Consider the following 18,990-nt stretch of genomic DNA (forward strand, 5'->3'; position numbering starts at 1 on the left):
GGCGTAGGACGGAGGCACGCGGGGCCCGTCCACGGGTCCCACTCCCTTGAGGAGAAGCCATGACCCAGTCCGGAACCATGCCCGCCATGTCCAAGGCGATGCAGCAGTGCGTCGAGGCCTGCATGGCCTGCCACACCGTGTGCGAGGAGACCATGAGCTCCTGCATGCAGATGGGCGGCCAGGCGCAGATGCAGATCATGCGCGCCCTGATCGACTGCTCCGAGATGACCCGGATGTGCGCCGACATGATGATGCGCCGCTCCCCGCTGTCGGCCGAGATGTGCGTCATGTGCGCGAGGGCGTGCGACATGTGCGCGGAGGCGTGTATGTCCATGCCGGAGGATCCGCAGATGATGCGGTGCGCGGAGGCGTGTCGCCGCTGCGCCGAGTCCTGCCGCGCGATGGCGGGCGCCGCCATGTGAACGTGGCGGCCACCGCGGTGGTGTGAGTGACGAGGGCATCCCGGGCCGGCCGGGGTGCCCTCCGCCGCGCGCGGCCGCGGGACGGAGCGGGGCCGCGGGGCGGAGCGCGGCCGGGACCGGCGGGCGTCAGGGGCCGTGACGGGTGTCAGAAGAGGGGCTGAAGCGCCTCTTCCAGGTCCGCCGGGCCGCGGTAGCGCACCGCGCGCATGCCCAGGGCCGCCGCCGCCTCGACGTTCTCCGCGCCGTCGTCCACGAACAGGCACCGCTCGGGCCGTACCCGCACCCGGGCCGCCGCGAGTTCGAGGATGCGCGGGTCCGGCTTGGCTATGCCCACGCGGGCGCTGTTGACCACGTCGTCCGCCAGGTCGTTCAGGCCGAGCGAGTCGAGGTCGGCCTCCAGGCCCAGCATCGCGTTGCTGACCAGGACCACCGGCACCCTGATCCGGGCCCGGCGCAGCAGCGCCACGACCGTCTCGTCGGCCCGGAACGGGGACTCCAGCAGCGCGCTGCCCAGTTCCCAGGCCGCCGTCTCGTCCTCCAGGAGACCGGCCAGGCCCTCCGCGATGGCCGCGACCCACTCCTGCGGGGTGATCTCGCCCCGCAGCGCGGGCAGCACGGTCTCCGGGGCGAAACCGATCTTCGCCGTGGTGCCCTCGGCCAGTCCGGCGGCCCGTTCCAGGGCCGTCACACCGGACGAGTCGAACGTGCGCACCACGTTGTCCACATCACACAGCACCGCGTCGAAAGGCGGTCTGCCACCGGCTGGTTCAGTCACTCGACACCGTGACCTTCTCGTCGTTCCGCAACTCGTTCACCAGGGTCTTGACCTTCGCCTTGTCCCAGACGAGATTGCCGCCCGTCGAACCCGATATGGGCATGTTCATCGACGTGCCGTCACCGCCGGAGACACCCTTCATCGCCCAGAACATGGATGCCAGATCCCACAGCCCCATGTCCTTGTCGACGATCAGCGAGTCAAGCCCGGCCCCCATTGTGGGGTACAGCGCGAAGGGGTTGAGCACGGTACCAGGAGTGGCCACCTCGTGGGCGAGCGCCGAGAGGAACTTCTGCTGGTTCTTGGTGCGCTGGAGGTCCGAGGTCGCGAAGGCGTGCCGGGTGCGGACGAAGGCCAGCGCCTGCTCGCCGTTCAGGGTCTGCTCGCCGGCCTTGAAGTCGGCGCCGGAGTACTTGTCCTTGAAGCCCTTGTCGATGTTGATGGTGACACCGCCCACCGCGTCCACGATCTTCGCGAAACCGGCGAAACCGATCTCGACGTAGTGGTCGATGTGCAGGCCGGTGTTGAACTCGACGGTGCGCACCAGCAGCGTCGGGCCGTCCTCCGCGTACGCCGCGTTCAGCTTGGTGTGGCGGCCGGTGCCCTTGTACGTCTTGCCCGAGGTCGAGCCGACGTACGACGGGATCTCCACGTCCGAGTCGCGCGGCAGCGAGACCAGCGTGTCGCCGTTGTCGCCGACGTGCAGGATCATCATCGAGTCGGTGCGCTTGCCCTCGGCGGAGCCGGTGTGCAGCTTCTTCTTGTCCTCGGCGGACAGGCCGGCGCGGCTGTCGGAGCCGACGATGAGGTAGTTGGTGCCCTTGCCCGTCTCGGGCCGGTCGATCACCTTGGACAGGTCGACGTCGCGGTGCAGCTTGGAGTCGGCCCAGAAATAGGTCGCCACGGAGGTGACGACCAGGACGCCGACGACCGTGACGGCGGTCCACTTGATACGCCGCCGCCAGTTCGGGCGGGGCCTGCCGGGGGCCTGGCCCGTGTCGCCGGACCCGTGACCGCCGCCACCGCCGTACACCTGGCCGGTGTTGTAGCCGGCGTTGTCATAGCCGCCGCCCTGGCCGCCGTAGTCCTGACCGCCGTAGCCCTGGCCGTCGATGTACGTCGGCTGCTCCGGCACGCCGGGGTGGTACGGGGGCGCGCCCTGCGGGCCGGCGCCGTAGCCGCCGCCCTGGCCGGGCGGTGCCGCCGGGCCGCGGCGGGTCTGCCGCATCACGCGCGCCGCCTCGGGCTGCGGGTTCCCGCTGCCGCGACCGTAGCGGTTGCCGCGGTTGTCGTCGGACCATCCCTCGGGCCAATCGTTCATGGGGCCCAGTGTGCAGTGCGGGGCACGGCCCGGGACAGGGCCTGTGGAAAACAGGGGCACTGCTGTTGCGAACCCGACACAAAGTCCCCGAATGCCGCCTCGGCATAAGGTGGAGCGTATGACAGACCAGGCCAGCGCCATGGATGCGGACGCCCCGGATGTGACAGACATACCGGGTAAGTCGATCTCGGCCTCCCGTACCACCCTCAGCCACATCATGACCCACAACGACGTCAACCTGCTGGGCACGGTGCACGGCGGTGTGATCATGAAGCTCGCCGACGACGCCGCCGGAGCGGTGGCCGGCCGGCACAGCGGCGGTCCCGCCGTCACCGCGGCCATGGACGAGATGCTGTTCCTGGAGCCGGTCCGCGTCGGCGACCTCGTCCATGTGAAGGCCCAGGTGAACTGGACCGGCCGCACCTCCATGGAGGTCGGTGTGCGGGTCCTGGCCGAACGCTGGAACGAGTCCACCCCGCCCGTGAAGGTCGGCTCGGCCTATCTGGTGTTCGCCGCCGTGGACGCGGACGGCAAGCCGCGCCGGGTGCCGCCGGTGATCCCGGAGACGGAGAAGGACAAGCGGCGCAACCAGGAGGCGCAGATCCGCCGCACCCACCGTCTGGCCCGCCTGGCGGCCATCAAGGAACTCCGGGCACGCCGGGCGGCGGAGGGGATCGAGGACTGACGCCTGGCCGGCGGGGTGTCTCCGGCGGTCGCGCCGCGGGGCGCGACCGGCCACCGCGGCGCCGCAGCCGGATTACGCGGCCGTATACCCAGCCCCGGCCCGGCGGGGCTAGGGGCACACCGCCTCGTCCCCCGTCGTCACGGCCGGATCCGGCTGCGCGGGCGCCTTTGCGCGGACCCTGCGGACCTGGGTGAAGTCCGACCCGGCGATCACCTTCAGGACCGGGCCCCGGCCCTTCGCGGGCCGCAGCTCGCTGCCCGGCAGGGCCGTCGCCAGTGACCGGGCGGAGCGGTCCCAGCGGGGGTCGTAGACGACGACCGTGCGCCGCACCGAGCGGTCCGCCGCGTTGGCCGGCCGCTGCGTGGTCAGGAACCCGGTGGACGCGAGAGCGGCGTCGAGCCGCCGGCCGAGCCCGGCCGTCGCGGTGCCGTTCTCGACCTGGACCCGGATCCGGGCCGGCGGCACGTCGACCGGGACGGCGCGGTCGGCGGGCGGCGCGCCCCTCTTCTTCTTCCCGGCGGCGAGCGGTTCGTCGTTCCGCAGCGCCCGGAACAGCCGGGCCGACTTCTCCGCGTCCCATTTCACCGTCGAGCCGAGGCCCTTGACGGTGTAGCCCAGCTGCCCGATCGGCACGGTGGTGAACTCGGACGACGACGGCGAGAAGTCCCGCATCGCCCGCCCCAGTTCGAGCAGTTCGTCGGTGCCGAAGCCCTTGTCGGCGCGCACGGAGCCGAGCGCCGCCCGCACCACGTCCCGGAAGCGCAGCGGGTTGAGCAGCACCCCGGAGGACGTCGCCCGCTCGATCAGCGCGGCCAGGAAGTGCTGCTGACGCTGCATCCGGCCGAGGTCGCTCGCGCCGTCGACGTGCCGTGAGCGGACGTACTGCAATGCCTGACCGCCGCCCAGGGTGTGCGGGCCGGACGGGAGGTCCAGGCCGGTGTAGGCGTCCTTGAGGGACCGGGGGGTGCAGATCCGCACCCCGCCGAGGACGTCCACCGTCTTCATGAAGCTGGTGAAGTCGACCTCCAGATAGTGGTCGATCTTGACGTGCGTCATGTTCTCGACGGTGCGCACGGTGAGGTTCGGGCCGCCCTCCGCGTACGCCGCGTTGATCTTGATGGGATGGGCGGGGCGCCCCGCGGCGGCGGGGACCTCGGCGTAGGAGTCGCGCGGCAGACTGATCACGCTGGCCCGTTCCCGGTCCTCCGCGATGTGCACGATCATGATCGTGTCGGTGCAGTGGCAGGGCGCGCCGCCCAGGTGGTAGCGGCGCCGTTCCGCGGGGGTGATCCGGTCACGGCCGTCGGTGCCGACCAGCAGGACGTTCATGCCGTGCCCGGCGTGCGGGCGGTTCTTCATGTCCTTGAAGGGATCGATCCGGGTGATGTCCGAGTCGAGGCCCGTCATGACGGCGTGCCCGATCCCGGCGGAGGCGAGCACCACGACCGACAGCGCGGTGGCCACCCGTACGGCCCAGCGCGGCCGGCGGCGCGCGCCACCGACCGGACCCGTCCGGGGCGCGCCGGTCCTGGGCACGCCCCCGCGCGCCGGCGGGGGCACGGCGCGGCGCTGCGGCCGGGCGGACCGGGTGGGCTGAGCGGACCGGGCCGGACGGGGCGGACGGGCCGGCCGCTGGGGCGCGTCCTGCCCGCGCGCGGCCGTGGGCCTGGGGACGGGGGAGCGGGGCGGCGTGGGCAAGGGACACCTCCGCGAGGGCCGAACGTGGGAACCGTGAGCACCGTAGGCCCATAAGACCTTCGGCCCGCCGTACCACCCGTGCGGCGCGCACCGGTGTCCCCCGTTCGCGGTAACGTGAGCGTCCTATGAACGCCATGCCCGACGTGCGGTTCCCCGCCGTGTCTGTGATCATGCCCGTCCTCAACGAGGAGCGGCATCTGCGCGGGGCCGTCCAAGCGATCCTCGCGCAGGAGTACGGCGGCGAGATGGAGGTCGTGATCGCCCTCGGTCCGTCCACGGACCGCACGGACGAGATCGCCGCCGAACTCGTGGCCGAGGACCCCCGCGTGCACACCGTCCCCAATCCCACCGGCCGTACGCCCGCCGCGCTGAACGCCGCGATCAAGGCCTCCCGCCACCCCGTGGTGGTACGCGTCGACGGCCACGGCATCCTCTCGCCGGGCTACATCGCCACCGCCGTACGGCTGCTGGAGGAGACCGGCGCGCAGAACGTCGGCGGCGTCATGCACGCCGAGGGCGAGAACGACTGGGAGCACGCGGTCGCCGCCGCGATGACCTCGAAGATCGGCGTCGGCAACGCCGCCTTCCACACCGGGGGCGAGGCCGCTCCCGCCGAGACCGTCTACCTGGGTGTCTTCCGGCGCGCCGCGCTGGAGCAGCAGGGCGGCTACAACGAGGAGTTCGTCCGCGCCCAGGACTGGGAGCTGAACTTCCGCATCCGGGAGGCGGGCGGCCTGATCTGGTTCTCGCCCGAGCTCCGGGTGTCCTACCGGCCCCGCCCGAGCGTGCGGGCGCTGGCGAAGCAGTACAAGGACTACGGCCGTTGGCGGCACGTCGTGGCCCGCTATCACGAGGGCTCCATCAACCTGCGCTACCTCGCCCCGCCCGTGGCGCTGTGCGCGATCGTGGCCGGGATCGTGGTGGGCGCCGTGCTGACGCCGTGGGGCTTCCTGGTGCCCGGCGGTTATCTCGCGGCGATCGCGCTCGGCTCGGTGCCCGCGGGCCGCGGTCTGCCGCTGAAGGCGCGGCTGCAGATCCCCGTCGCCCTCGCCACCATGCACATGTCGTGGGGCTTCGGCTTCCTGACCAGCCCCCGCTCGCTGGCGAAGAGGGTCATCGCCTCCCGCCGTCCCGCGGTGCCCAGCGCGAACTGAGCACCGCCGCACCGGCCGCGTCGCCGGACCGGACGCATGGCCGGACCGGCCGAATCGCCGCACCGGCCGCATCGCCCGACCGCCGGACCCGGACTACCAGGTGTAGTTCGGGTCCACGTGCATGCAGGCCTTGGTGTCCGAGCCGTTGAGGGCGTCGGCCGAGGTCGGTGTCGTGTCGTCCTGTGCCGCCGCCTTGTACGCGGTGCCGGAACGCCAGTCGGCGCCGATGACCAGGGTGACCCCGGACACGTCCGTCGACTTCTTCACCTGACTGGTCGGGATGCCGAGCGCCTTGGCGACCCGCTGTGCGTCGCCCTGCAGATCGGCGCTCGGGTAGCGCACGACCGTCTGCTCCTCGCTGAGCAGCGCCGAGGTGTCCGCGACGGCCTTGGCGAAGCCCTGGGAGCCGAGGAGTTCGGCGACGGTGCGGGCCCGGCCCGGCACCGCGGCCTCGGACGTGCTCTGCGTGCCGTTCTGCACCTGGACGGCGATCTGGTCGTCGGCCGCCGCGGGGTCCGACGGCGCCGCGGTCGCCGTGGCCTGCGAGGTCTTCTTCTTGTCCTTGCCGTCCAGCGCGATGTCCTCGCGCACCAGCCGGAACAGCTGCTCCGCGTCACCCGGCTTGGGCACCACCCGGCCGCTGCTGGCCGTCGAGTACTCCCACGGCATCGTCGTCATGGTGATGCGGCCGGTGGGGACCTTCTTCAGCTCGTTGCTGAGGTCGTAGAGCTTGGCCACCGTGCCGATACCGGTGTCGACGGTGAGGGCCTTGGTGGCCGTCTCGGCGAGGGAGCGCAGTTCGCCCGGGTTGCTCAGCGTGGCGTTCGCGCGCAGCTGGCGGACCATCGAGTTCATGTACATGTGCTGCGCCTTGGTGCGCGCTATGTCGGTGTCGTCCTCGAAGCCGTAACGGGTGCGCAGCCACTGCAAAGCCTGGACGCCCTTGACGGAGGTGGTGCCCTTCTCCAGCTTCAGGCCGGAGCCGTGCCCGGAGGAGGTGTGGGAGTAGACGTTGGCGTCCACGCACACCGGGACGCCGCCGATGGCGTCCGCCATGGAGACCACGCCCGCGAAGTCGACCATCATGAAGTGGTCGATGTGGATGTCGGTCAGCTTCTCCCAGGTGGCCACCGTGCAGCCGGGACCGCCGCGGCCGAGCGAGTCGTTGGTGATCGTCGGGACGGTGCTCGCCGCGTACACCTTGCCGCTGGCCGGGTCGGTGCACTTGGGTATCTGCACCAGGGTGTCGCGCGGCATGCTGACCACCGACATGTTGCTGCGGTCCGCGGAGACATGGAGCAGCATCTGCACGTCGGCGCGGGGTGTGCCGCCGAAGGTGTCCTTCGCGCCGCCGAGTTTCTGGTTCTCCTCGCTGTCACGCGCGTCGGAGCCTATGAGCAGGATGTTCAGCGGGGTCTGCCCCGCCGCGTTGGCCTTCGAGGCCGCCGCCCTGTCCTTGGCGTCCCCGATGTTCAGGGCGTCTTTCCTCAGGTTGCCGTTGAGGTGCTCGTAGTAGAGATATCCGGCACCCGCGGTGCCCAGTATGACCATCGCCAGAACGGTCGCCGACCAGCGCAGCACGCGGCGTCTGCGCGGTCTGCGCCCGCCGTCCTGGCCGCCGTCGTCCGCCGGTGGTTCGTCGTCGGTGCCCTGCGGTGTCAGGGACATCGTGTCCTCGACCGCGGGCACCTCCCCCCGCACGCTGCTTCGCGCCAACTGTCTGCCCCTCCCACACCCTGCGCCTCACACGGGTCCGTCCCGCGTCCGGTTAGACGCGGGACGGACCAGAAGGGTTACCCCTGAACCGTTACTTGGCGCACTCGACTTTGTCCGCGGTGGACTTCTGGACGTCCGGTGCCGTGGTCGGAGTGGTCAGCGGGACTCCCGCGCCCTTGAAGTCCTTGCCCAGGGTGAGCGTCATCGTCGGCAGTCCCTGGGAGTTGGTCACGCTCTTGCCGGGCTTCAGCGCGGAGCCGGAGAGCCCCATGACGGCGGCGAGCCTGCGGGCCTGCGCGGCCTGGTCGGGCGCGTACTCGAGCGTGGTCTTGCTGAGCGTGGCCGGCGCGTTGCCGGCGTTCTCCGACTTCGTCACGCCCTCATCATTCTGCAGCCAGCTGAGAGTGGCCTGTGCGGAGCCCGCCGCGGCGCCGCCGTTGAGGATCCGCACCCGCACCTCGGAGGCGGCGGACTTGGTGCCCTTGAGGCGATCGGCGGCGGCGTCCTTGGCGGCCTTCTCCTTCTTCTTGACGTCGCTGAAGGAGACGTCGCCCTTGATGGCGGCGAACACCTGGGGCGCGGTCGTGTCGTTGAGCACGACGGTCGCGTGGACCTTCTCCGCCGGGTTGTCGACCACCGGGACGGTGGTGAAGGTGAGGTTCTTCGGGTTCAGCTTGCCGAGCTCGAGACCGAGGTCCTTCAGCTTGCCGATGCTGTCGATCTTCGAGTCGACGGTGAGCGCCTTGGTGGCCGCCTCCGCGACGTCGATCATCTTCGTCGGGTCGGTGAGCGTGGAGTTGGACTTCAGCTTCCGCATCAGCGCGCTCAGGAACTGCTGCTGGAGCTGGATCCGGCTGAGGTCGCCGCCGAAGCCGACGGAGTGCCGGGTGCGGACGAAGGCCAGCGCGGTCTCGCCCTCGATGTGCTGCATGCCCTTCTTCAGGTTGAGGTGCGAGTCGGCGTCGTTGATGTCCTTGCCGAGGCACACGTCCACCCCGCCGACCGCCGTGGTCAGCGTCTTGACGGCGTTGAAGTCGGCGACCATGAAGTCGTCCGGCGTGATGCCGGTCAGCTCCGTCACCGTGCGCATGGTGCAGGAGGCCGTACGGCCGTCCTGCCCGAGGCTGGTGTTGAAGCGGACGTTCGCGGTGCCCGGGATGTCCTTCGTGGTGCCGTCGTCCTGCGTGGTGGGGCAGTCCGGGACGTTCACGATCAGGTCGCGCGGGATGCTCAGCGCGGTCGCGTTCGAGCGGTCCTTGGAGACGTGCAGCAGGATGTTGGTGTCGGCGTGGCCGACGCTGCCCTTGTCGCCGTAGCTGCTGTTGCCCTTGCCGGTGCGCTTGTCGGTGCCGATCAGCAGGATGTTGATCGCCTTGTCCTTGCTGAAGCCACCGGTGCTCGCGCCGTCGTCGGAGACGGACTGGATGTTGTGGTTGAGGTGCTGGATGTAGAGGTACCCGGCGGCCGACACGGCGACCAGGACGAACGCCATGGACCCGCCGGTCCACAGCAGCACCTTCTTCGCCTTCGACTTCTTCTTCACCGGCCGGCGCGAACGGCGCCCCGGCGCGGGCTCCTCGGGCGCACCCCTGCGTCGCCGCTGAGGCGGAACGTCACGCCCAGGCGTTTCAGGGGCTTCCGGCGCCGCCGTACCGCCCCGGGCCGTACCGCCCCGGGCCGCGTCGCCGCCCGACGCCTTGCGGGCGGCGGCTCGACGGGGCTGGGGAACGGCCGACTGCGGAGCGGAAGGAGCCAGTCGCAGCTCGTATTCGCCGCTGTCCGGATTGAGCACCCACTGGTCTGCGGGGTCGATGTTGTCCGCCCGCCCACGGCTTTGCGCGTCCACGGTTGTCCGAATCCTCCGTCGGGGCCACGCGGCGCCTTCCCCCCTACCAAGGCGCTCGGGTCTCGTACACACAGTGCGTGACCCCGTGCCAACCTCGGCCGGGTGCACCGGATCGGCTCACACTATCCGCCAGAATCGGCGCCGAGCGACGCCAGTGGCAAATTCACAGCCCCTACAAGTGTGCAATCCGCCTCATACTCCTGAAGGAAACTCCCTTGCCTTGGCCCTCGCTTTACTCGGGAGTGACTCACGACTCAGCCCGGGGGTGGTTCGGCGGGTGGGGCGGGGGTAGTCGGGCGGGGCGGTGGGGGCGGGGTGAAGGGGTGTCACCGGGGGTACGGAAAGGTGAATTTCCGTAATTGAATGCCGAATTCCTGGTATGTCCTGAATCCTTGGCGGCGGAGCCGTGCGCGCCGCGTGAGCGGTGCGAGCCGCGGGCGGTGCGATCCGTGTGGGCGGTGCGAGCGGTCAGCGGGCGGTGGTCGTGACGCGCTCGCTCTCGATCCGCTTCGCCAGCGCCTCCTCGCCGAGCAGGGTCAGGTTCCGGCACAGCACCACCGAACCCCCGGTGGCCAGAGGTGCGTACAGGCCGGCGCTGACGCCCTCCCAGGTGTCGTACGGCAGTCCCGACAGCAGCCGTGAGCCGGGGCCGGTCAGTCCGAGGGCGGGCGCGTCGGCCCGGGCCCGCTCCGTGATCTCCGCCCCGCTGAACTCGGCCCCGGCCACGCTCAGCGCCGGTTCCTCCGGGTCGACCGGCGCGTACGGCACGAACCGGTCACCCTGGCCTGGTACTTCCACGGCGTAGTCGACGAAGCCCTCCGGGGTCCGCGGGAACCGGCCGCCCAGCGGCCGCAGCGCCATGGCCACCCGCTCGCCGGAGCACGCCCTGGCCGCCTCCAGTGAGTCCGGCCCGCTGACCACCACCTCGGCGGCGGCCGGATCGGCGCCCAGATCGGCGACCACCCCCGCCGAGGAGCACGCCAGCAGCCATACGGCGGTCTGCCAGTGTGCGGGCAGCAGCAGGGCCACCCGGTCACCCGGCTCTACGCCGAGGCCGTCCTGGAGGAGGTTGGCGGTCTTCGCCACCCAATTGGCGAAGGTGGCCACGGACAGTTCGACGCGTTCGCCCGTGGCGTCGTCGTAGAAGGTCACCAGGGGGCGTCCCGGGTCCGCGGCGAGCGCGGAACGCAGCAGGTCGGCAGGGGTGCGGTCGGTCGCGTTCACCCGCGCAAGAGTACGCCGCACGCCGAGCGCGCACCGGGCGGCCGGGCCACCGGATCGGCGGAGCGTGAACCGACGGGCCGTCAGATGCGCTGTGGACAGAAGTGTATGACTATGCGCAAGATCACCGTTATGCGTGGATTGATTGCTTCTTCCGTCGGTGTCGCCTGCACGGCGGCCCTTGCCCTGCCGCTGACCGCGCCCGCTTCGGCGGATCCGGTGGCCCCGGCGGTCCCGGCGGTCTCGGCGGGGGAGCGACCGGCCGCCACCGGGGGCGGGCGCGCGCGGGCGACCACGGGCGGCGCGGATACGGCCGATGCCCCGGGCGGAGCCGATACGGCCGGTGTCCCCGGCAGCACCCGGTCGCTGCCGCTGCCTCCCGCCGCGTACACCCGCGGCCGGGCCGGGGCCGCGGCCCGCGGGGCGCGGCTGCACCGGGCCGGCGTACGGCCCTTCTCCCTCGTCGGGGTCGTGTGGGACGACCCGGACGCCGGACTGGAGGGCCGCGTCCAGGTCCGCACCCGGACGACCGGCACGGGGAAGTGGACCGGCTGGCAGGATCTGGAGACCCACAACGAGGACCACGGCGCGGACCCGGGCACCTCCGAGACCGCCCGGGGCCGGACGCACGGCTCCACGGCACCGCTGTGGGTGGGCGACTCGGACGGCGTCGACGCACGCGTCGTACCGGCCGGGACGCGCAGCTCCGGGACGGCCGCGGTCCGCCTCCCGGCCGGTCTGCGCCTGGACCTGGTGGACCCGGGCCGGGAAAACGCCCCGCTCGGTCCGGTCGTCCGGGGCCGGACCGGAGCCGCCGCCCGCCGGGCGTCCGCGGTGTCCCGGGCGGTCCTCCCCGCCCTGACCCGGCAGCAGACGGACGCCGAGGCGAGGACCCTGCACCCCGGCGAGGGCCGGGCGGCCGGCGCCCCCGCCACCAGGCCGTACATCGGCCCCCGCCCGCGCATCGTCACGCGGCGCGGCTGGGGCGCCGACGAGAAGGTGCGGGAGGAAGGGGTCGCCTACAGTCGGCGGATCAAGGCCGCCTTCGTGCACCACACCGCATCCGGGAACACCTACCGCTGCTCACAGGCCCCGTCCGTCATCCGCAGTATCCACCGCTACCACGTGGTGAGCAGCGGCTGGCGGGACATCGGCTACAACTTCCTCGTCGACAGGTGCGGAAACGTCTACGAGGGCCGCGCCGGGGGCGTGACCGAAGCGGTCATCGGCGCCCACACCCGCGGATTCAACACCGACAGCGTGGGGATCGCGGTGATCGGCACGTTCAGCCGCTCCGCACCGCCCGCCGCGGCGGTCCGGGCCGTCGCCCGGCTCGCCGCGTGGAAACTCGGTCTTTACGGGGCCGATCCCCGCGGAAGCACATATCTGACATCCGTGGGTGGGAATCTGTACCGAAAAGGAAAGAACGTACGACTGAAGGTGATCTCCGGCCACCGCGACGGGTTCCGCACCGACTGCCCCGGGCGACTGCTCTACGGCAAGCTCGGTACCGCCCGTTCCAGTGCCGCCCGATACCAGGGGCGCTGAGGCCGGGCATGTCCGGAGCACCGTCGGGGGGCGGTCGGGGGAACAGGGGGACGCCGTGACGCCGAGGGGGGAAACCACGGACGCCGTACGGGTCACCGCACGGGACACCGCCACGTCGTCGAGGGCGCGCTCGGACGGACTGCATACACTGGCCGGCCGACGGAGAGTCCGGCCGGTCCCGGCAGGAAGCAGAGACGACAGGTGACAGAAGCGATCCTCCTGGTCGGCGGCCAGGGCACCCGGCTGCGTCCGCTCACGGTGCACACGCCGAAGCCGATGGTCAGGGCGGCGGGAGTGCCGTTCCTCACCCATCAGCTGGCGCGGGCGAGGGCGGCGGGCGTGGAGCACATCGTGCTGGCGACGAGCTATCTCGCGGAGATCTTCGAGCCGTACTTCGGTGACGGCTCGTCGCTCGGCCTGCGCATCGAGTACGTCACGGAGGAGGAGCCCCTCGGCACGGGCGGCGCGATCCGCAACGTGGCCTCCCGGCTCCACTCGGGCCCGGACGACCCGGTGCTCGTCTTCAACGGCGACATCCTCACCGGCCTGGACATCCGCCGCCTGGTCGCCACACACGAGACCACCGGCGCGGACGTGTCACTGCACCTGACGCAGGTGACCGACCCGCGCGCCTACGGGCTGGTCCCCACGGACGGGACGGGCCGGGTCCTCGCCTTCCTCGAGAAGCCGCAGACCCCGGAGGAGATCGTCACCGACCAGATCAACGCGGGGGCGTACGTCTTCCGCCGCTCGGTCATCGACACCATCCCCGTGGGCCGCCCCGTCTCCGTGGAACGCGAGACCTTCCCCGGCCTCCTCTCGGCGGGCGCCCACCTCCAGGGCATGGTCGACTCCACCTACTGGCTCGACCTGGGCACCCCGGCCGCCTTCGTACGCGGCTCGGCCGACCTGGTACTGGGCCGGGCGCCGTCCCCGGCGGTGCCGGGCCGCTGCGGCGACCGGCTGATCCTGCCGACGGCCAGGGTCGCACCCGACGCCAAGCTCACCGGCGGCACGGTGGTGGGGGAGGGCGCCTTCGTGGCGGAGGGCGCGCGGGTGTCCGGCAGCACCATCCTGCCGGGGGCGGTGATCGAACCGGGGGCGGTCATCACCGACTCCCTGATCGGCACCAGGGCCCGGGTGGGCGAACGGGCGGTCCTGACGGGGACGGTGATCGGGGACGGCGCGGTCGTCGGCGCGGACAACGAACTGCGGGAGGGCGCCAGGATCTGGTGCGACGCCCGGATCCCGGCGGGAGCGGTCCGCTTCTCCCCGGACCGGTAACGCCTCGAGCCGCCCACCCGCCGGCCGACCGAGAGCCGGGCGGCGGGTGGGCCGGCGGGGGCGGAACACCCCAGGCGCACCCCAGGCGCACTTCAGGCGCGCTTCACGGCGGACTTCGACGCGCACTTCACCGCGTGCCCCGCGGGGCGCTCCGTCACAACCGCCGGATGTCGCCGACAGGCATCCGGGGAGCACGGCGCGGCGGCGTACGCCCGCTGAGCAGAATCAGCCGGGCCGCGCGGTGCCGCTGCCCGGCATACGGCGCCAGCAGCTCCAGCATCACGGAGTCGTCCGCGTGACGGTCCCCGGCCAGCGCCCACCCCACGATCCCCGGCAGATGCAGATCCCCCGTGGTCACCGCGTCCGCCGCCCCCAGCGCCCGCTGCACACACTCCGCCGAGGTCCACGGCCCGATCCCCGGCACCACCTCGAGCCGCGCCCGTGCGGCGGAAGGAGACATCCCCACCGCCTCCTCCAGCCGCGCGGCGACCCGCACGGCCCGCAGCACGGTGGAGGCCCGCTTGTCGTCGACCCCGGCCCGGTGCCACTCCCAGGACGGGATCAGCGCCCAGGTCCGGGCCGACGGCATCACCCACAGCCGCCCGCCCGCCGCGGGCCCCGGTGCGGGCTCCCCGAACTTCCGCACCAGCAGCCGCCAGGCCCGGTACGCCTCGTCCGTCGTGACCTTCTGCTCCAGGACCGTCGGGATCAGCGATTCCAGCACCAGGCCGGTCCGGGTCAGCCGCAGTCCGGGCCGCCGGTGCCGGGTCAGCGCCAGCAGCTTGTGCCGGGGCACGAACGCGGAGGGATCGTCGGCGGCGCCGAGCAGCTCCGGCAGCCCGTCGAGCAGCCACCCGGCCCCCGGCCCCCATGCCTCGCCGCGCACCTCACCGCCGTACGACGAGACGCGCAGCGTGCCGGGTCCGGCGGGGGTGCGGCTGGCCCGCCAGAAGGAGCCGTCGGGCATCGCCCGGAACGTGGGGTCGGCGGGCCCGCGCCGCAACGGCCCGAGGACGAGACGGAGGTCGAGCGCTCCCTCGGGCACCCAGGTCCGCACCCGCGCCGGAGCCTCACCACCCTGCCGGGGCACTCCGGCGGGCACGGCGGGCGCGGGCCGGGATCGAGGTGTGAACCGACCAGCCATGAACGATGCCCCAGAGGTAGAGGTGGGTGACGGAACCGGACGACTGGATCAGGCGACGGAGTTGCGCGACGGATTCCGGGGAGGGAACCCTCAGCAGCTTAGGCGTCCCACCCGCACCGCCCCACCCGCACCGCGACGCGACGCACGGCCGCACCGCACCGCGACGCCCGCACCGCGTCTCACCGCACCACGACGAACCCCTCCACCCCCCGCTCCTCCCGGGCCCGCGGCTCCTCTGCCGGATGCCCGACCGCCACCGCCCCCATCGGATCCCAGTCCGCCGGCAGCCCCAGCACGTCCCGCACCACGTCCCGGCAGAACATGGTCGACGACACCCAGGCCGACCCCAGCCGCTCCCCGGCGAGCGCGACGAGGAAGTTCTGCACGCCGGCCCCGGTCGCGACGACGAACATCTCCCGCTCGGCGGCGTCCCGCCGCGCGTCCCCGTACCGGTGCGAGCCGTCCATGACCAGACAGGGCACGACCAGATACGGCGCGTTGCGCAGCACGTCGCCGCGCCGCACGCGTCTGGCGACGGACTCCTCGCTCCTGCCGTCCCGCCGCAGGTCGGCGATCCACGCGTCGCGCATGGCGTCGAGCAGCCGCAGCCGTGCCCCGGGCGACTCCAGCAGCACGAAGCGCCACGGTGCGGTGTGGTGCGGCGCGGGTGCCGTCACCGCCGCGGCGACCGCCCGCCGTACGGCGCCGGGGTCGACGGGCTCGTCGGTGAAGGCCCGGACGGTACGCCGCCGGGTCACCGCCTCCCGGACGGCCTCGGAGGTGCCGAGCCGGAACATGTCGTCGCGCGCGTCGCGTACCAGGGCCCGCGCCCCGGGCCCGTCGTCGCCGGTCAGCACGTGGGGCAGCCCCCGGACGACGGCGACGGGCCGCCCGTCGGCCTTGCCCTTGACGAGGTCGCCCGCGGCGGCGAGTTCGTCGGCGGTGGCGACGACGGTCGCGCCGAGCGGGTTGCCGTGCGCGTCGGTGCTGCCGCGCAGATCGTCCAGGACGCGCACCCCGGCGGCGCCGATCGCGACGTCCGTGAGTCCGGAGCGCCAGGGCCGCCCGAAGGTGTCGGTGACGACGACCCCGACGTCGACCCCGAGGGCGGCCCGCAGCCCGGCGCGGACGGCGCGCGCCGAGGCGTCGGGGTCCTCGGGCAGCAGCAGCACGGTCCCGGCGGGGGTGTTGGAGGCGTCGACGCCTGCGGCGGCCATGACGAGGCCCTGCCGGTTCTCCACGATGCGCAGTGCCCCGCGCCGTGCGACCACGCGTACGGTCTCGGCGTCGATCGCGGCCTCCCGGTCGGCGGCCCGCACGATCCGGCCCTCCGCCTTGGACACGATCTTGGAGGTGACGAGGAGGACGTCCCCGTCCGCGAGCCCCGGTTCGGCGGCGGCGATGAGCTTGGCGAGGTCGTCCCCCGCGGTCACCTCGGGCATCCCGTCCACGGCCCAGACATGGAACCCGCCGCGCGCCGCGCCGTCCCCGGCCGGATCCCCGTTCACGCTCCCCGCACCTCCTCCGCCAGCGCCAGCGCCTCGTGGGCCATCCGCGCGGCGGCGTCCGTGTCGGTCATCATCAGCGGGACCGCGCGGCAGCGGATCCCGGCCGCCTCGACCCGCTCCACGGCATCCGCGTCCGCGGTGTCCACGAGCCAGCCGTCGAGCAGGCCGGAGCCGTAGTGCTCGGCGACCGCCGCGGCCGTGGACTCCACGCCGACCGCGGCGAGGACCTTGTCGGCCATGCCGCGCACGGGGGCGCCGCCGACGATGGGGGACAGCCCCACGACCGGCACCCCGGCCTCCGCGATCGCCTCGCGGATGCCCGGTACCGCCAGGATCGTGCCGATCGACACGACCGGGTTGGAGGGCGGGAAGAGAATGACGTCGGCCTCGGCGACGGCCTCCAGCACGCCCGGCGCCGGCTTGGCCTGGTCGGCGCCGACCGGCACGACCGCCTCGGCGGGCACGGCGGCACGCAGCCGTACCCAGTACTCCTGGAAGTGCACCGCCTTGCGCTCGCCGCCGACCTCGACCGCCACATGCGTCTCGACGCGGTCGTCGGTCATCGGGATGAGCCGCACCCCCGGCCGCCACCGGTCGCACAGCGCCTCGGTGACCGCGCTGAGCGGGTAACCGGCGCCGATCATCTGGGTGCGCACTATGTGCGTCGCGAAGTCCCGGTCACCGAGCCCGAACCACTCCGGCCCGACGCCGTACGCGCCGAGCTCCTCCTTGAGGTGGAAGGTCTCGTCGGCCCTGCCCCAGCCCTGCTCCTCGTCGATGCCGCCGCCCAGTGTGTACATCACCGTGTCGAGGTCCGGGCAGACCTTCAGCCCGAACAGGTGGATGTCGTCGCCGGTGTTGCCGATGACGGTGACGTCGGCGTCCGGTACGGCCCTCTTCAGACCGCGCAGGAACCGTGCGCCACCGATGCCGCCTGCCAGAACCACAATCCGCATGGGGCAAGTCTCGCAGGCGGGTACGACAACCCGTCACGCGGCTGTGGAGGCGGCGCGCGCCTCGCAGCGCGGGGCCGCCGGGTGCATGGGCATCTCGGTGAGGCCCGGGAAGTAGATGTGCAGGCTGACCGCGGGCTCCAGCGTGTCGTTGACGACCTCGTGCACGTAGCCCGGCGCGAACACCTTCTGCGCCTCCGCTCCCAGCGCGTGCGTGCCGCGCGCGGTGTGCTCGGTGAGCGTGCCCTCCAGGACGGTCAGCACGCCCGAGGAACGGCCGTGGTCGTGGCGCCCGCTGCCCTGGCCGGGCACCCAGGACAGCAGCCACACCTCGTACCCGATAGGGGTCTCCCCTGCTCGAGCGGAGCCGAGAGCTTGGGGAACGGCGCGCAGCCGGTGGTACCAGCGGGTGGTGGCGTCGTAGCGGACCAGGTGTGCCCACCGGGTGCGGTCGGCGGCGATCGCACGCGCGAGACCGGCGAACTCGGCGACGGTGGAGGGGTGTTCGCGCGGAGGCTGGAGCAGGTGCGGGACTTCGAGGAGGTCGCCGGCGATCTGGAGGTCGCTGTCGCTGTTCATGGGGTGGTGGTTCCTCGCGGAAGGAGAAAGCAGGAAGAAGAGGGAGGAGCGGGGCCACAGCCACGGCCATGACCACAGGGACGAGCCGGAGGGACGAGCCGCGGGCACGACCACGGATACGGGTGCGGTCGTACCGGAGGAGGTGCCGGACTCAGCGACGGCGGGAGCGGGAAGGGCTCAACAGCCGGAGCGGCGACAGCAACAGAGACAGCGAGCGCGGGCAGCACCGTGGGACCCGGCGGGGCGGGTCGGGGCGAGTGCCGAGTTCGCGAGCATGCCCACCAGGGAATCGGTTCACACCCCGCACTGTCAACTTGCTGGGCGGAAGGTGGGAGATGTTTCACCTCATCCGGTTCATCTGAATGGCGAAAGGTTTGCTCTGCGGGATGCCGGGACACATGGCGCACATCCGGGCCCGCCAACCCTCGTTGCGATCCCGTGATCCGACCGTGATCCGGCTCACCCCGGACCGTGCGTCGGAATCGGCCGGAACGAGATCGAGCCCCAGGGCGTCTTTCTCCGTACGAGGGTCTGTGCGGGGGTGGAAGGTCCCATGGGTCCCCATCTGCGTGCCAGGGTTTAGGGTGATTTGAACACTTTCTGTGTGGCCTTGGTTCTGGAGAGTGAATAAGGGGCCCAATAGCAGATCTCGGCTTGACTCGCCCGGAGCAGCACACTTGTAATTTCACTCGTGTCGTTCAGCCGTCACGGATAACGGCGGCGTCACGGGGACGCGGAAGACAGACGAGGGGCGCACATGACCGAGCTGGTGCAGCAACTGCTGGTCGACGACGCGGACGAAGAACTCGGCTGGCAGGAGCGCGCGCTGTGCGCCCAGACCGATCCCGAGTCCTTCTTCCCCGAGAAGGGCGGCTCCACCCGCGAGGCCAAGAAGGTCTGCCTCGCCTGTGAGGTCCGCTCGGAGTGCCTCGAGTACGCCCTGGCCAACGACGAGCGCTTCGGCATCTGGGGCGGCCTGTCCGAGCGTGAGCGCCGACGGTTGAAGAAGGCCGCGGTCTGAGCGCCGCGCTCAGCAGGGTGTTCCCGGCATCAGGCCTGTCCGGATCCGAGCGGATCCCCCGGGAACGGGCACGAACGGCCCGTCGCGCGTGGGTTGTCCACAGGCGGCGGGCCGT

The 18,990-nt window shown here is 72.2% G+C and carries 16 protein-coding genes; 6 read left to right on the forward strand and 10 right to left on the reverse strand.

Annotated elements, in window-relative coordinates:
- The first annotated feature begins 59 nt into the window (after positions 1–59).
- Positions 60–422: a four-helix bundle copper-binding protein gene (locus tag ABZ862_RS20930; RefSeq protein WP_360960157.1), complete on the forward strand. Its 363-nt coding sequence runs from the start codon at positions 60–62 to the stop codon at positions 420–422.
- A gap of 145 nt (positions 423–567) precedes the next feature.
- Here the strand turns inward: ABZ862_RS20930 and ABZ862_RS20935 are convergent, their stop codons facing one another.
- Positions 568–1,197 (reverse strand): HAD-IA family hydrolase, encoded by a 630-nt coding sequence (locus ABZ862_RS20935; RefSeq protein ID WP_360960159.1) that lies wholly within the window; start codon positions 1,195–1,197, stop codon positions 568–570.
- Complete coding sequence (locus tag ABZ862_RS20940; protein WP_360960161.1) at positions 1,190–2,518, reverse strand: LCP family protein; 1,329 nt, start codon at positions 2,516–2,518, stop codon at positions 1,190–1,192. Before ABZ862_RS20940 ends, ABZ862_RS20935 begins: the two co-directional genes overlap by 8 nt.
- 118 nt (positions 2,519–2,636) lie before the next feature.
- Here ABZ862_RS20940 and ABZ862_RS20945 point away from each other — a divergent pair, with 118 nt between their 5' ends.
- On the forward strand, positions 2,637–3,203 hold the full coding sequence (locus tag ABZ862_RS20945; RefSeq protein ID WP_360960163.1) for an acyl-CoA thioesterase: 567 nt from the start codon (positions 2,637–2,639) through the stop codon (positions 3,201–3,203).
- A 108-nt stretch (positions 3,204–3,311) separates the two neighbouring features.
- Here ABZ862_RS20945 and ABZ862_RS20950 read toward each other — a convergent pair whose 3' ends face one another.
- Positions 3,312–4,739: an LCP family protein gene (locus tag ABZ862_RS20950; RefSeq protein WP_360960165.1), complete on the reverse strand. Its 1,428-nt coding sequence runs from the start codon at positions 4,737–4,739 to the stop codon at positions 3,312–3,314.
- 287 nt (positions 4,740–5,026) lie between these two features.
- On the opposite strand from ABZ862_RS20950, the gene ABZ862_RS20955 reads away from it, so the two are divergent.
- Positions 5,027–6,055, forward strand: a complete 1,029-nt coding sequence (locus tag ABZ862_RS20955) for a glycosyltransferase family 2 protein (RefSeq protein ID WP_360960166.1) — start codon at positions 5,027–5,029, stop codon at positions 6,053–6,055.
- A gap of 93 nt (positions 6,056–6,148) precedes the next feature.
- Here the strand turns inward: ABZ862_RS20955 and ABZ862_RS20960 are convergent, their stop codons facing one another.
- The 3 genes from ABZ862_RS20960 to ABZ862_RS20970 form a co-directional block, all read right to left on the reverse strand.
- Positions 6,149–7,723, reverse strand: coding sequence for an LCP family protein (locus ABZ862_RS20960; protein ID WP_360960218.1), 1,575 nt, complete (start codon positions 7,721–7,723; stop codon positions 6,149–6,151).
- A 139-nt stretch (positions 7,724–7,862) separates the two neighbouring features.
- Complete coding sequence (locus tag ABZ862_RS20965; protein ID WP_360960168.1) at positions 7,863–9,617, reverse strand: LCP family protein; 1,755 nt, start codon at positions 9,615–9,617, stop codon at positions 7,863–7,865.
- A 468-nt stretch (positions 9,618–10,085) separates the two neighbouring features.
- Entirely contained in the window at positions 10,086–10,841 is a 756-nt protein-coding gene (locus ABZ862_RS20970; protein ID WP_360960170.1) for a TIGR03089 family protein, read from the reverse strand.
- A 129-nt stretch (positions 10,842–10,970) separates the two neighbouring features.
- Here ABZ862_RS20970 and ABZ862_RS20975 point away from each other — a divergent pair, with 129 nt between their 5' ends.
- Positions 10,971–12,386 (forward strand): peptidoglycan recognition protein, encoded by a 1,416-nt coding sequence (locus ABZ862_RS20975; protein ID WP_360960171.1) that lies wholly within the window; start codon positions 10,971–10,973, stop codon positions 12,384–12,386.
- Between the two features lie 201 nt (positions 12,387–12,587).
- Complete coding sequence (locus ABZ862_RS20980; protein ID WP_360960172.1) at positions 12,588–13,670, forward strand: NDP-sugar synthase; 1,083 nt, start codon at positions 12,588–12,590, stop codon at positions 13,668–13,670.
- A gap of 154 nt (positions 13,671–13,824) precedes the next feature.
- On the opposite strand, the gene ABZ862_RS20985 is transcribed toward ABZ862_RS20980, so the two are convergent.
- The 4 genes from ABZ862_RS20985 to ABZ862_RS21000 form a co-directional block, all read right to left on the reverse strand.
- Positions 13,825–14,814 carry a DNA-3-methyladenine glycosylase 2 family protein gene (locus tag ABZ862_RS20985; RefSeq protein ID WP_360960174.1) on the reverse strand — a complete coding sequence of 330 codons (990 nt, stop codon included), beginning with the start codon at positions 14,812–14,814 and terminating at the stop codon, positions 13,825–13,827.
- 179 nt (positions 14,815–14,993) lie between these two features.
- Positions 14,994–16,322, reverse strand: a complete 1,329-nt coding sequence (locus tag ABZ862_RS20990) for a coenzyme F420-0:L-glutamate ligase (protein WP_360960176.1) — start codon at positions 16,320–16,322, stop codon at positions 14,994–14,996.
- Positions 16,319–17,278 (reverse strand): 2-phospho-L-lactate transferase, encoded by a 960-nt coding sequence (gene cofD / locus ABZ862_RS20995; RefSeq protein WP_360960177.1) that lies wholly within the window; start codon positions 17,276–17,278, stop codon positions 16,319–16,321. Before cofD ends, ABZ862_RS20990 begins: the two co-directional genes overlap by 4 nt.
- Before the next feature lie 33 nt (positions 17,279–17,311).
- Complete coding sequence (locus ABZ862_RS21000) at positions 17,312–17,854, reverse strand: cysteine dioxygenase family protein (RefSeq protein ID WP_360960179.1); 543 nt, start codon at positions 17,852–17,854, stop codon at positions 17,312–17,314.
- A 757-nt stretch (positions 17,855–18,611) separates the two neighbouring features.
- Between ABZ862_RS21000 and ABZ862_RS21005 the strand changes: the two genes are divergently transcribed.
- Positions 18,612–18,875: a WhiB family transcriptional regulator gene (locus tag ABZ862_RS21005; protein ID WP_003975777.1), complete on the forward strand. Its 264-nt coding sequence runs from the start codon at positions 18,612–18,614 to the stop codon at positions 18,873–18,875.
- Positions 18,876–18,990 lie beyond the last annotated feature (115 nt).

Source organism: Streptomyces sp. NPDC047000 (assembly GCF_040644295.1).
Lineage (GTDB): Bacteria > Actinomycetota > Actinomycetes > Streptomycetales > Streptomycetaceae > Streptomyces.

What these genes read in the sequence shown, in the direction of transcription:
- ABZ862_RS20930 (WP_360960157.1), top strand. Translation starts at nt 60, where the DNA reads ATGACCCAGTCCGGAACCATGCCCGCCATGTCCAAGGCGATGCAGCAG.
- ABZ862_RS20975 (WP_360960171.1), top strand. Translation starts at nt 10,971, where the DNA reads ATGCGTGGATTGATTGCTTCTTCCGTCGGTGTCGCCTGCACGGCGGCC.
- ABZ862_RS20945 (WP_360960163.1), top strand. Translation starts at nt 2,637, where the DNA reads ATGACAGACCAGGCCAGCGCCATGGATGCGGACGCCCCGGATGTGACA.
- ABZ862_RS20960 (WP_360960218.1), bottom strand. Translation starts at nt 7,723, where the DNA reads ATGTCCCTGACACCGCAGGGCACCGACGACGAACCACCGGCGGACGAC.
- cofD (WP_360960177.1), bottom strand. Translation starts at nt 17,278, where the DNA reads ATGCGGATTGTGGTTCTGGCAGGCGGCATCGGTGGCGCACGGTTCCTG.
- ABZ862_RS20940 (WP_360960161.1), bottom strand. Translation starts at nt 2,518, where the DNA reads ATGAACGATTGGCCCGAGGGATGGTCCGACGACAACCGCGGCAACCGC.
- ABZ862_RS21000 (WP_360960179.1), bottom strand. Translation starts at nt 17,854, where the DNA reads ATGAACAGCGACAGCGACCTCCAGATCGCCGGCGACCTCCTCGAAGTC.
- ABZ862_RS21005 (WP_003975777.1), top strand. Translation starts at nt 18,612, where the DNA reads ATGACCGAGCTGGTGCAGCAACTGCTGGTCGACGACGCGGACGAAGAA.
- ABZ862_RS20955 (WP_360960166.1), top strand. Translation starts at nt 5,027, where the DNA reads ATGAACGCCATGCCCGACGTGCGGTTCCCCGCCGTGTCTGTGATCATG.
- ABZ862_RS20985 (WP_360960174.1), bottom strand. Translation starts at nt 14,814, where the DNA reads ATGGCTGGTCGGTTCACACCTCGATCCCGGCCCGCGCCCGCCGTGCCC.